The sequence below is a fragment of the Nodosilinea nodulosa PCC 7104 genome (assembly GCF_000309385.1).
Taxonomy (GTDB): Bacteria; Cyanobacteriota; Cyanobacteriia; order Phormidesmidales; family Phormidesmidaceae; genus Nodosilinea; species Nodosilinea nodulosa.
In genome coordinates, this window is the sequence record NZ_JH976538.1 from 333,453 (window position 1) to 346,539 (window position 13,087).

6 protein-coding genes are annotated in these 13,087 nt (G+C 60.7%); 3 read left to right on the forward strand and 3 right to left on the reverse strand.

Annotated elements, in window-relative coordinates:
- Nucleotides 1-46: 46 nt before the first annotated feature.
- The 3 genes from LEPTO7104_RS0129740 to LEPTO7104_RS0129750 form a co-directional block, all read right to left on the reverse strand.
- On the reverse strand, nucleotides 47-1,183 hold the full coding sequence (locus tag LEPTO7104_RS0129740; protein ID WP_017302223.1) for a DUF1822 family protein: 1,137 nt from the start codon (nucleotides 1,181-1,183) through the stop codon (nucleotides 47-49).
- 47 nt (nucleotides 1,184-1,230) lie between these two features.
- Nucleotides 1,231-2,604 carry a hypothetical protein gene (locus LEPTO7104_RS0129745; protein ID WP_017302224.1) on the reverse strand — a complete coding sequence of 458 codons (1,374 nt, stop codon included), beginning with the start codon at nucleotides 2,602-2,604 and terminating at the stop codon, nucleotides 1,231-1,233.
- Between the two features lie 210 nt (nucleotides 2,605-2,814).
- Nucleotides 2,815-3,546, reverse strand: coding sequence for a tetratricopeptide repeat protein (locus LEPTO7104_RS0129750; protein WP_017302225.1), 732 nt, complete (start codon nucleotides 3,544-3,546; stop codon nucleotides 2,815-2,817).
- A gap of 275 nt (nucleotides 3,547-3,821) precedes the next feature.
- Here LEPTO7104_RS0129750 and LEPTO7104_RS37635 point away from each other — a divergent pair, with 275 nt between their 5' ends.
- The 3 genes from LEPTO7104_RS37635 to LEPTO7104_RS0129770 all read left to right on the forward strand — a co-directional run bounded on the left by LEPTO7104_RS37635 (nucleotide 3,822) and on the right by LEPTO7104_RS0129770 (nucleotide 13,028).
- Entirely contained in the window at nucleotides 3,822-6,290 is a 2,469-nt protein-coding gene (locus LEPTO7104_RS37635) for a S8 family serine peptidase (RefSeq protein ID WP_017302226.1), read from the forward strand.
- Nucleotides 6,291-6,679: 389 nt separating this feature from the next.
- Complete coding sequence (locus LEPTO7104_RS36140; protein ID WP_155523997.1) at nucleotides 6,680-10,690, forward strand: CHAT domain-containing tetratricopeptide repeat protein; 4,011 nt, start codon at nucleotides 6,680-6,682, stop codon at nucleotides 10,688-10,690.
- A 100-nt stretch (nucleotides 10,691-10,790) separates the two neighbouring features.
- Complete coding sequence (locus LEPTO7104_RS0129770) at nucleotides 10,791-13,028, forward strand: caspase family protein (protein ID WP_017302229.1); 2,238 nt, start codon at nucleotides 10,791-10,793, stop codon at nucleotides 13,026-13,028.
- The last annotated feature ends 59 nt before the right edge of the window (nucleotides 13,029-13,087 follow it).

Sequence of the window (13,087 nt, forward strand, 5' to 3'; positions counted from 1 at the left end):
ACTGGCGCTTTTGGCTGGGCCATCCTTACGTCGCGGCCCAGGCGGCTCAGGCGTCTGGATTGAAGACAAAGGGGGGCCAGTTGAGGGTGGAGCCATTGGGCAGCTTGACGGTGACCGTAAACTGCTCGTCCCAGGTGCCAATCACTTGGGCGTAGAGGTAGGAGGCTGTCCCGTCGTCGGTCAGGGTTTGCTCAGCCAGGGTGGTGGCGGCATCGCACACCCTCAGGCCGGTGCCGGGGAGCAGATGTTGTCCGGCAGCAGGGCCTAAAAACAAAAACAGTGACCATTCGGGATGCTGGGTTTCAAACATCGTCCAGGTCAGGGCGTAGAGGCGCAGGGGTAGCCCCAGCGGCTGTAAGTCGGTGAAGGCCCCCCGCGCCGTCGGCGGAATCGTAACGCCCGCAGGCGCGAGGTCGAGCAGCACGGCTTCTAGCTGCTCGGCTGGGGTGGTGGGCAGCGGCATCAGGGCATTGCCGGGGGCCAGGGGCGGCAATAGCGTCCAGGCCAGGGTTTCAGCCACCGTATCGAGCTGGTCGCGCAGCCAGCGACCGGCGTTGATCAGCCCGCCCGTTGTCTGCCCGAGGGCTGGTGGCAGGCCGGTGGCCGCGATCGGGGCCGGGGCCGCCAGCTGCTCTGGGTTCAGGCAGCTCAAATAGAGCAGCATGTCCTCTGGGCTGGTGTCAAAGTAGCGCACCGGCAGGGTATAGGTGCCGCTGGCGCTGGCGACCAGGCTGGTCTGCTGGCAGTGGGCGAGCAGGCGATCGCGGCGCAGCCCCGCCAAAATCGTCACCTGGTCGGCCTCCTCATGCACCTCGGCCAAAATGTAGAGGTGCGCGAAGTTGGTACGGTCGTCCAGCGTGCCCTGGGGAATAGTCACCACCTCGTCGCTGAGGCTACCCTGGGCCACCAGGCAAAGCCGAAAGTCATTGACCCGATAGAGCCTATCTGGAGTCGGAACCTGGTCGGGCGCGTAGCGGAGGGATAGTCCACCGCTCCCGGCGGCTAGCCACTGTTGCAGGCCCGCCAGGGCCATGGCCCGCAGAAACGTCGGCCACTGCTGGGCCAGATCCGCCTCCCGCCGACAGATCTCGGCGGCCCAGCGGATCGACTCGGCAGTCAGGGTGACCGTCGTCGATCGCAGCGGCTCAAATTCAAAATCCTGGGGTTCGGTGGTGTAGCTCATAGGAGAACGATGGGCGAATGGAGATGAAGAAAACAGTAAAGTAACCATCACTCGGTACCTGGCATAAATTGATCAATTGCGGTGCAGAGATGGCGGGCAAACAAGCTCCTAGCGGTACGGTTTTTAGGAATTTTGGCTTCGGCCTCGGCTTCGGCCATCATCTGGTCAACCTCTTCGCTCAGGAGAGCCTCTAAAGTGTGGTCAATAGCGCGTAGCCGGTCGGCAGACACATAGCTCAGCGCCTGCTGACGCACGGTTTCGTATAGCTGGGGCAGCAGCCGATGGCGCACGTCGGCCTGTAGCTGTTTCCGGTTGAGGAAGCGAGAGACCTGCACCTGCGTGCTGAGGCCAATTTCGGCGGCTAGCTGGCCCATCGCCTGCCCCTGGCAGTAAAACAGGTGAAGCCCCCGCACGTAGGCTCTGTCCTGGGGTGGCTGGCGGCTTTGCAGTCGATCTATATTGGCTTGAATGGCCTGGGCGATCGCCTCGTCCAGGCCGGCTTCCAGGGCCTCGCGGTACGCCTGCAAAAATTCCTCTTGGTCGTCCACCTCCAGGGGGGAATGACCGCCAGCAATCCGATCCCACTCATGGTCCTCGGGCTGGTAGATTGGCCCGCTACCGCCCCGCATGACAATCCGGTGCTGGCGCAGCCGATCGGCCAGCTGGTTGAGCTGTATCAAGACCTCCCTGGCCGAAATGTCGGGATTGATATCGCGCAGCTGCTCGGGGGTGGGTACCTGGCAGCGCCCGGTTTTGCCCGTTTGGCGTTGGGCCATGCGATCGCGCCGATACACCCGGTGATACCGCTCCAGTAGAACCACCGCCTGGGTGACTTCGTATTCGCTACAGAGGTGATACTGCCGCAAAATGCGCTGCACCTGCTCCAGGCTGGTGTCGTTCAAAATCGCCCAGTCGCTGGCCCGGTACAGCCCCTTTTCAAGCAAGAGCTGGTTGAGTTCGGTGTGGTTTTGGGTCAGTCGGCTGCTCCAGGTGCTCAGGGCACCCTTGTTTACGTCATAGGTCTGAAGAATCTCCAGGGTGAAAAACCTATGGGCGGGAGCGATCTGCCCGTCGTCGTCAAGCACCTGGGCCAATAGCTCGGCCGCTTTAAATCCATAGGTTTCACCAAACCTGGCCGCCAACCCAACGCAGGCCTGGTGAATGTGATGGGTGACATAGCACCGCAGGCTGAGCTGAGCCAGATCGCGATCGGGCGAACGAGCCGGTGCTGCTAGGTCTGCTGGCGATCGCCAGAGGGTCAGCAGCGATCGCTGAAGCTCATGCTCAGGGGTGTCGGGGGCCGCAAGTAAACTGGCAAAGGTAGCCTGCACCCAGGTCTGCACCTGGGCCAGTACCTGGAATTGGCACTGCCCCGAGCCAGTCAGGCGAACCAGTTGCCAATAGCGAAAAGCGTTGTCCATGGAGTTGATCGGTGAAGCTGGTTTTAGTGTTGCATCGCCAGGCCCGTAAGCCAAAGATGCCGAACGTTGGAGGCTGAGAAACAGCGGGGTAGGTTGTGCAGGCCGCCGGGGCGGTATAGCCGTGGTCGCGTTGGTCAGGGCCGTAGGAAACGCAGGGAGGGTTGGGGCGTTGGGGTGTTGGGGCGTTGATCGGCGATTGGTCCGCTGAGTCTACTTAGCACTCTCCTCGTTCCCCAGGGCCAGGGCCTCCAGATCGTGCTTGAGGGCCAGATCTTGGTGACCGCAGACGCGGCAGACCTGAGCGATCAAATGCCGTATCTCGGCTTCAAACCAGCGCCCCTCCAGCGCAGTCTCGTGGAGCCGGCCAATATCCAGTGCCCCCTCGTAGCAGGCCAGGGCAAACCAGTACTGCCGCTGGGCGTGGTAAACCCGGCCCATATCCACCAGCACCAGGGCCTCCCCAACGTCATCGTGCAGCTGGTTGCGAAGGGCGAGGGCCTTTTCGAACCGTTTGAGCGCCAGAAAAAAGTGCCCCTGATGAAAATTGGCCTGGCCCAGCAGGTGTAGGGCGGCGGCATAGTCGCTGCGCACCATGGGTTGGTGGCCTTCGGCACGGAGGGCCTTAGTGAAGGTATAGGCTGCCAGCTCGGCCCAGCGGCGGGCCAGACTGTAGTCCTGCCAGTGCAGCATGATCGCTCCAATCTGGCGGCAAACGTGCCCGATGCCAATCAGATTGTCCTCAGCCTGAAACACCGCCAGGGACTGCTTGTAGCGGGCCATAGCCTGAGGCCATAGCCCCAGCTGGTAATACAGCAGCCCCTCAGTGCTGTGGGCCTGGCCGAGAAACGCCGAGGGTTGAGGGGGGCTAAGGGCATTGGTCGCGCTTTGCAAAATCAAGTTGGCAGTAGCTACAGCGCATTGAAAGGCAAGCTTAGTATTCATGGTGCAACAGAGGGATTGCGGGAGACATTCCCACCTACTGCTGGCGGGGCAGGACTTATGCGCCCACCCAGGCAGTCCCCTTAGTAGACTGCGGCACAAGTATGGGGACTATTGCCAATCGCGAGGGAGCAGGGGAGCGAGGGAGCCAAGCGAGCTGGAGCAGTCGGCATATTTCCGCCTTCGAGTACTAGCTTTTGGACCTGTGAATAAGCTCAACCTCATCAGACACAGATAGAAGCGAGTGGCCACTCACGCTGTTTATCCGGTGTGAACTCATGCTTGAACCCAGTACCCTATCCGCTGGTTCCCCCCAAAGCCCCCTGGGTGGATCTGCCACTGCATCAGTTGGGGACGATCTCGGCGGCAATACCCTGCTCAACCTGCCTACCCCAAATCTCTCGGGGTTAGCCGATGGGCAACAACAGCTGCCCGACCTGGCTCTTAGCAGCCCCAACCCCTTCGATGACCAAGCCACCGAACTCATCACCTCCGCCAGTGTTGTTTTGGCTGAGGCCTTAGCTGAGGCCGCCAATGCCCCGGCGCCCGCATCCATGCCGGGATCGAAACCCGACGACCTGCTGGGGCTTGGCCCTGACCAGGCTCTAGTGGCTACCGCTCCCCTCCTATCGACCCAGGACAGCACCCTGAGCACCGCTCAGAATATAGGCGTCTTGGTCGGCGGGCGAGCCTTTGGCGGCAGCGTTAGCGCCAGCGACCCCGTTGACTTCTTTACATTTCAGCTCGATGCCCGCAGTGACATCAACCTGATGCTCTCTGGTCTCAGCAACGACGCCGACCTGTACCTGATTCAGGATGCCAACAATAACGGCCGCGTTGACTCTGGCGAAACCCTGGCCCAATCCACAGAACCTGGCACTGGCGTAGAAGCGATTACCTTTAACAACCTGCGGGCAGGGCGCTACTTCCTTGCCGTTGACCAATTCAGCGGCAGTACCAACTACAACCTCTACGCGGCGGCTTCGCCCGACGGTGGCGTGCACACCCAGCACGGCAACCTGCGAGCCAACACCTTTGAGCTATCTGGAACCAACACCTACACTGTGATATCGGGGAATGGCAACGTCGACTTTGGCTGTGGATGTGGGGATGTTCTCGATCTCTCGTCGATCTACAGCAGCAGCGTCAGTTCCTGGAATCCTGCTACCGCCAGCGGTGGCGGCGTCATCTACGACCCCGGCAACGGGGGCCGCGTCTTTGATGCCCTGGGCCTCAGCAATGGTCGCCAAATTTTGATGGAAGGGCTAGATGGCATCCGGTTTCGGGACGGGTTTCTCAATCTCAACAGCGGCAGTCTGCCCAATGACCCGCTCTTTGCTGATCAGTGGAACCTGCACATGATGGGGGTTCACCAGGCCTGGCGCTTTACCCAGGGGTCTTCAGCGGTGCTGATGGGCATTGCCGACACGGGCCTGGCCCTGAGCCGCAGCGGCAATCTGCATCCCGATTTAGATGGCGAGCGCACCTACGGTGTCGCCAGTAATATCGATGACGATTTTGTCGGGTCAACCACGTCTCACGGTACGGCGGTTTACGGCATTATGGCGGCTGCCAGCAACAATGGGGTTGGCATGAGCGGCATTAACTGGCGCTCTGACGTAGTCGATATGGATGTCTTTGGTACCGATGCCTACGATCTGGACGCTGCCACCGCCATGATGACTGACTACGCCCAGTCAACGGGGCGACGCCTGGTTGTCAATATGAGTCTGGGTGCCCACGGCCCCGGTCCCGGGGCCATACCCGCCCTGGAGCAGCTGATTGCACAAAACCAGGACAACGCCCTGTTTGTAATTGCTTCGGGCAATGACGACGATGGGTTTACCTCGTACCCGGCCACCCTGAGCCAGGTCTACGACAACGTTATGGCTGTGGGGGCCTCCTGGGGCGATCGCGATGCCGATGGCAACCCGACCGAGCCAGGCGATCGCATCTCGTACCCCGACTGGTGGGGCAGCAACTATGGCTATGGCCTCTCGCTGATGGGGCCATCGGAGGTGATCGCCACCGCCGCCGGGCAAACCAGCGGCGGGGTAGGGTTTGGCTATTACCAAAATGCCCCAGATGGCACGCCTTTTAATGGCACCTCGGCGGCAGCCCCCAACGTTAGCGGTGTAGCCTCCCTGGTGTGGAGCGCCAACCCCTACCTGAGCGCGGGTCAGGTGAATAGCATTATGCAGCAGACCGCTGTAGACCTGGGCTTCCCCGGCTACGACTATGAGTATGGCGCGGGCTTCGTCAATGCCGATGCTGCTGTGCGTCGGGCGATGGCCCTGGCGGGCACGCCGCTGCGGGGTAGCAGTGCCCAAACCTCTCTGGCGCTGCCGTTGGTTGCCGAAGATGCCCTGACGCTGGCGCTGCCGGTGCCGCAGGGGGGCGCGGCCTCTGGTCAGCCTGCCGGTGACAATGGGTTCTTAACTGCTGCGATCGCCCCTGCGCCAAGCGCAGCAGTGCAAGCCGATACCTACTCTCTCCCCTGGAGCGGCTGGGGCGATCGCTTCAGCGATCTGCGGGCCAATCTGAGCCAATCGCTCCCCGCCGACCCAGCTCAGACCTCGACAGATTTGCTGGGTGAGAGCGTCTTGCCTTTGGCCGAGGGGTCGTTTGAGGCAGCCTTGGCTCACCTTACCGAGCCTGCCTTGGCGGTTGAAGATAGGCTTGCCCCGCTCCAGGTTGACACTCCTTGGAACCTGGAGGCCCTGACGCAGAATCTGCTGGCTGCCTAGCGGAGATAACGTTGAGCCAGATTAGGAGGTTTTTACCCCTTGATCTGGCTCTTGACTCATCTACCTCGCTTCGACTCATGGGAGCTTGCTGACCTAGAAGTGCAGGAAAGTTCTGAAAGGGTTACTGCGTAAGGGATTTCAAATAAACCGAGGTGGTTGGGCGGGGCATTTCATCAGAGGCTTGAATTCCCCTGGATGGGCATGGCGATCGGGGCTTTGAGTTTTCTGCATCACTGAGGATCTTCACAGCTGAGTTAGGATGCTCCAGCTGACGCGAATTTGCTTAAGTGAATCGGTAATTTTTGGGGAGCGATTGTCTGTAATTCCAGGTTTTCGGTTATATGAAGTACAGGTTCCCCTCAAGCCTCTACCTTCACTAAATCTTTACAATGCGTGCCTCTACGAAGCTTTTGGTTTCAGCCAAGCTGCTGTTGCTGATGTCGATGGCCGGGATGATTCCAGCGATGGGCTCTCCCAATGACCTGAGGGTGCTGTTGATCGGTGCAGCCCAAAATCAGCTGAAACAAGACGAGTCTGAGGAGTCGCAACCCGCTCCACCCGAACCAGAGGCCGAACAACCAGCCCCCGAGCCAGCGCCCCCCCCAGAGCCAGAGCCTGCTCCCCCACCGCCCGCCCCCGAGCCTGCTCCACCACCACCTCAGCCAGAACCCGCTCCACCACCGCCTCAGCCAGAACCCGAGCCAGAGCCTGCTCCCCCACCAGCAGCCCCCGAGGCCGCCCCGCCTCAGCCAGAGCCGGAGCCTGCTCCCCCACCGCCAGCGCCGGAGACCGAGCCGCCCCAAACCGCCCCGCCAGCGCCAGAGGCCGGGGTGGGACAACCTCAACTTGCACCACCCGCCCCAGAGCCTGCGGCAGAGCAACCCCAACCCAGTCCGCCTGCCCCCAAGCCTGAGGCGCAGCAGCCCCAACCCAGTCCACCAGCCCCAGAACCCGCAGCAGAGCAACCCCAACCCAGCCCGCCCGCCCCAGAGCCTGAGGCGCAGCAACAATCTACTCCGCCGGAATCATCGGCTGAGCCGACATTGCCACAGCCCGATGCACCCCCTCCAGAAGCGAAGCCTGCGCCGCAGCGATCGGTAGCACCTGGCTCGCGGGAAACCGCCGATCGACTGTTCCAACAGGGAAATGAACGATATGCAGATGGCCAGCTTCGCGAGGCGGTGCAGTCGTGGAGTAGCGCGCGCAATGTGTATATACAGATAGGCGATCGCGACGGAGCAGCCCGTAGCTCGGACATGATCAACCGTGCCTATAAGGCAAATGCCGACCAACTGTTTCAACAGGGCAATGAACAATATGCGGCTGGCCAGTTTAACGAGGCGTGGCAGTCGTGGAGTAGCGCGCGGCAGCGGTATCGCGGAATTGGCGATCGCGCTGGAGAAGCCCGCAGTTTGACCAATATTGGCCTTGCCAATGTTGCCTCAGGCCGGTACCAGTTTGCAATCAGCAGCGGTGAAGAAGCAATATCCATCGCCCGCGCTATAGGCGATCGCCCACTGGAATTCAACGCCCTGATGCTTTTAGGCGATGCTAATTATCGGTACTACGTTGACAATCGAGATACCGATCAACTCACTGATAAATCTGTGGTAGCTGTTAGCTACTACCAGCAGGCGTTGGGTGTTGCTCAACAACTGGGCGATCGCGCCAATGAACGCCAGCTCTTGGAGGCTCTGAGTAATATCACCCTTGGCAGAAATCGGTATGAGCAGGCGGTTGATTACTATCGGCAAGCCCTATCCATCGATCAACAAACTGGCGATCCCCAGGTAGAATCGCAAACGCTGAGGGGGCTAGGTAATGCCTACCTTGGGCTAGGCAATTTTCAGGCAGCAATTGAGCAATATCAGCAAGCCTTATCCCTCAATCAACAGCTTGACGATTTCCCAGGAAAAGCGCTGATCTTGCAGGGCTTGGGCAGTGCTTATGTGGGTCAAAGCCAATATCAGCAGGCGATTGATAGTTATCAACAGGCCCTGGCGCTTGCTCAGCAAGTAGGCGATCGCACCGTTGAAGTAGACATTTTGAACAAGTTAGGCAGCACTTACTCATCGATACAGCAATATCAGCAAGCGGTTGAGAGCTATCAACAGGTAGTCGATATTGCTCGTGAGTCTGGAAATGCTGAATGGCAGCGTAGGGCTCTGCTGAACCTGGGAGATAGTCAGATCAAACTGAGTAACTATCAGCCAGCAATTGAGGCTTATCAAAGCGTATTAGGTATGACCTCCCTCCGGCTTCGCGAAGGGGATCAAGCGGCAAGAGTGCTTGGCCGGTTGGGCCTCGCCAATGTCTATGCATCTCAGGGACAGTATCAGCAGGCAACTGAACAGCTCGACCAAGTTAATAACTTTTGGGCTCTTGCTGAGACTAACAGTCCTCTCCAAGCTGAGATCTTGCAGCGATTTGGCGACGTTCACTTCAATTTAGGCCAGTACCAGCAGGCGATCGATGCCTATGGGGGGGCATTGAATGCGGCCAGAAAACATAGCAATCTTGCGGTCGAAGCCGCTAGCCTGGAGGGACTGGGCAACACCTACAACAGCCTGGGGCAAGGCGATCAGGCGAATCGCTACTTCCAGGAAGCTAAGGCGGTTTATGGGCAACTGGGCACTTTTTCGGCTAATCCCGAGACGGCCCTAGATAGAGCCAGGGCGACGGGCAATCGGGCTGAGGAGAGTAGACTCTTAATCGCCCAGGGCGATGACTATGGAGCTAAGGCGCAATATCAAGATGCGATCGCAGCCTACGAAGAAAGCCTGCAAATCGCCCGCGACATTGGCGCTCGCCCCGAGGAAAGCCTGGCTCTGGTCGGCCTCGGCAACGCCTACCGAGATCTGGGCGACTATCCCCAAGCCCTCGACCACTATAGCCAGGGCCTAGCCGTGGCCCACGAAATTGGTCAGCGAGAGGTCGAGGCGCAGGCGCTAAACAGCCTGGGTTGGATACATTTAAATCAAGGATCCCTGGTAGATGCCGAGAAAGCCTTTTCTGAGGCCGTGGCTGTATACGACAGTCTCCGGGATACGGGGCTTGCCGATGCTTACAAAGTCAGCCTGTTCGAGCGGCAGGTCAGCGCCTACAAAGGCCTGGAGCAGACATACACCCTGCAAGAAAAGCCGGAGGCGGCCCTCGAAGCGGCGGAAAGGGGCCGCGCCCGCGCCTTTGTCGACATGCTGGCCCAGAACCTATCGGATCAGCAAACGGAGCAATTTACCGCCGCACCTCCCAATTTCGCCGCCATTCAAGCCATTGCCCGCACCGAACGGAGCGTACTGGTCGAGTATTCAGTCGTCGAGAGCGGCCCGGATAGCCCCAGTCTCTACATCTGGGTCGTGCAGCCCGGCGGTCAGCTCAACTTTCGCAAGGTCAAGCTGACCGAGGACACCGCTGATTTGGCCAGCCTGGTGACCAACAGCCGCGAGGCGATCGGGGTTCGCGGGCGGGGCGGGTTCGAGATTGCCCTCAGCAGCCAATCCACGGAATCCAACCAGCAGCTCCGCCAGCTGCACCAGCTGTTGATCGAGCCGATCGCCGATTTGCTGCCCACCAACCCCAGGGACCGGGTCACGTTTATTCCCCAGGGACCGCTGTTTCTGGTGCCGTTTGCGGCCCTGCAGAATGAAGCAGGTCAGTACTTGATCGAGCAACACACGATCTTGACGGCCCCTTCTATTCAGGTTCTCGCCCTCAGCCGTCAGCAGCACGCCCCCCGCCGCATTGGCAGCACCTATTCGCCCCAAAAACTGCTGCTGGTCGGCAATCCGACCATGCCCTCGGTGTGGAACCCCGATACCAACCAGAGGTCGCCGCTACCGCCGCTGCCGGGGTCTGAGCAAGAAGTCAGAGCCATTGCGGCCACCTACAGAGCGGAGGCTTTAACCGGTGAAAATGCCACTGAAGCGGTCGTCAAGCAGCGCATCGGTGACGCGATGGTGGTGCACCTGGCCACCCACGGCCTGCTGGAATACGGCGATCCGCAAAGCTCCAACGGGCAGGATGTACCGGGGGCGATCGCCCTGGCACCGGGAAATGGCGAAGACGGGCTGCTGACTTCCACCGAAATTTTAGAAGACATCAAACTCAGTGCCGAAATCGTGGTGCTGAGCGCCTGCGATACCGGGCGGGGCGACATCACCGGGGATGGGGTGATTGGTCTGTCGCGATCGCTGATGGCGGCGGGCACCCCTACGGTAATTGTGTCCCTCTGGTCGGTGCCCGATGCCCCCACGGCCCAGCTGATGATGGCGTTTTACCGCCAACTGCTCCAGGAAGAAACCCGCGACCAGGCCCTGCGGCAGGCCATGCTGGAGACCATGCGCGACCACCCCAACCCCGCCGACTGGGCCGCGTTCACCTTCATTGGGCTGGGCGAGTAGCAGCTACAGCGAAGTCACTGTTTTATCCAGTAAAATCGCTAATTCTTCCAGCCGATTGATGCATTTCTCCGCAGTTTAGACTGTCAGCGCAAGCATACCTATGGTCAATTTCAATCGTCGTCATTTTTTGCAGGGGGCGGCTGGGGCGCTGGGGGCCATTGGCCTCAGCCAGTTTGGCCTCGAACGTCGTGCCCTTCGATACGGTCAGGCCCTGGCCCAGAGCACCCCGCGCAAAGTGGCGCTGCTGGTGGGCATCAACGACTACCCGGCGCGGGAGCGGCTGTTTGGCCCCGTCACCGATGTCGAGCTGCAAAAGCAGCTGCTGATCAACCGCTTTGGCTTTAACCCTAGCGACGTGCACACCCTGACCAACCAGCAGGCCACCCGCCAGGGCATGCTCGATGCCTTTGATGAGTATTTGATCAAACAGGTAAAACCAGGCGATGTGGTGGTGTTTCACTACTCGGGCCACGGCGGCCAGGTGCAGGAGTATGAGCGGATGCGATCGCTGCTCGATGCCGCCGATCGCGACTGCATTGACGCCAGCTGTCAAAACACCACCATCGTCCCCATCGACTACAGCAGCCGGGGAGAGGCCGTGGTGGACGACATCATGGGCCACACGCTGCTGCTGCTGCGATCGCTGGTGCCCACCGAAAACCTGACGTTTGTGCTCGACTGCTGCTACGCGGGCGGCGGCAAGCGGGGGAATGTGATCATGCGATCGCGCCATACCGATCTAGACGTTGCCAGCGGCAGCGCCCCCCAGATCACCAGGCTGGAAGACGAGTACCAGCAGCAGTTGCTCGGCCGCCTGGGGTGGAGCGTTGACCAGTTTATCGAGGCGATCAATGCTCCGGTCAGCAACGGCTTTGTGATCACCTCGTCGCGGGCCAGCCAGCAGTCGGCCGACTACGCCTTCGACGGGTTCACGGCGGGGGCATTCACCTATCTGCTGACCCAGTACCTCTGGCAGGACAGCCGGCCGCTGTCGGTCACCATTCCGGCGGTGGCCAGCAGCACCACCAGCCTGTCGCGCTACAGCCAGATTCCAGAATACGACCCCCAGGGCATTGCCCAGGTCGATGCCACCCCGGTGTACCACCTGCCGCCCGTGTCTCCCCCCGCCGAGGCAATTCTGCTCGACGGGGCGGGCACCAAAGCCGACGGCCCGGTGCAGCTGTGGCTGGGCGGCCTCGACCCGATCAGCCTGGAGTCGTTTGACAGCAACGCCGAATTCACCCAGATCGACCAGGCGGGCAGCGCCATCGGCACGATTAAGCTTCTGAGTCGCCAGGGTCTGATTGCCACTGGGGAATGGGTGGAGCGCCCAACCACTCGCGGCGGCGCTGCGTCCAGCCCGCTCTTGCAGGAGCGCCTGCGGGGCATTCCTGAGGTGATTACTCTGCGGGTGGGGCTGGATGACACCCTGAGCGAGGCCGAAAAGGCCACCGCCCGGGAGCTATTGCAGAGCTTCAGCGCGATCGAGTGGACCGGATTAAATTTTGAACCAGAGGCCCGTCCCCCCCACGTGCTGCTGGGGCGCTACACCGTCGACATTGACCAGCGCATGCGCCTAAGCGGCGTCACCCGGCTGCCGGAGGTGGGTGGCGTAGGTCTGTTTTCGGCCACCCAGGAACCGCTGCTGCTGAACTCCTTTGGCACCCCCAACGAAACCGTTGAAGCGGCGTTGAGCAGACGGCTGAAGGCCCCCCTCACCAGCCTGTTAATTGGCCGCATGCTGGCCCTGATGGTGAACCAGAATGCCTCGCAGCTCAAGGTCGACCTGGCGATTGAGCACGGCAGTTCGCGCAGCGGCACCTCCACCCGCGGCGGCAGCGACGCCGCCATCCTCATTCCCAAGCAGACCGAGCAGGGCATTGAGGTGATTCCGGTCGGCGACGAAGTGACGATTAAAGTCGCTAACAACGAGCCCACCGACCTGCACATCGGCCTGCTGGTGGTCGATGCCGCCGGGGAAATCAACGTCCTGTTTCCGCCCGCCAGCGATGACGCCAGTGCAGATATTGTGCGGGCCAACCGATCGGTGTCGCTGCCCCAGCTCAGGGCGGCTCCCCCCTACGGCATTACCCAGCTGCTGGTGATGGCCAGCACTCAGCCCTTGCGGAGTGCCCTCAAAACCCTGCGGCGGATTGCGCCGCAGGTGCGCGGTAGCGCCACCGAAGCCTCTGCCGAGGAGGTGAAGCGCGATATGTTTGGGGCGGTGGATAGCCGTCGCGGCAGCAGCAATGGGCCTCCGCTCTCAGGCCCTCGCCTGATTGACGCCAACGCTGTGGCCGTACTGTCACTACTCTTTGATGTGGTTTCGGCTACCTAGTCAGTAATCGATCGCAGTTTGCCTGTAGAGTTCAATGGATTCGCAGGGTTAGCAGAAAG

Excerpts from the sequence above, each read along its gene's own strand:
- LEPTO7104_RS0129740 (WP_017302223.1), bottom strand. The coding sequence starts at position 1,183 with ATGAGCTACACCACCGAACCCCAGGATTTTGAATTTGAGCCGCTGCGA.
- LEPTO7104_RS0129745 (WP_017302224.1), bottom strand. The coding sequence starts at position 2,604 with ATGGACAACGCTTTTCGCTATTGGCAACTGGTTCGCCTGACTGGCTCG.
- LEPTO7104_RS0129750 (WP_017302225.1), bottom strand. The coding sequence starts at position 3,546 with ATGAATACTAAGCTTGCCTTTCAATGCGCTGTAGCTACTGCCAACTTG.
- LEPTO7104_RS37635 (WP_017302226.1), top strand. The coding sequence starts at position 3,822 with ATGCTTGAACCCAGTACCCTATCCGCTGGTTCCCCCCAAAGCCCCCTG.
- LEPTO7104_RS36140 (WP_155523997.1), top strand. The coding sequence starts at position 6,680 with ATGCGTGCCTCTACGAAGCTTTTGGTTTCAGCCAAGCTGCTGTTGCTG.
- LEPTO7104_RS0129770 (WP_017302229.1), top strand. The coding sequence starts at position 10,791 with ATGGTCAATTTCAATCGTCGTCATTTTTTGCAGGGGGCGGCTGGGGCG.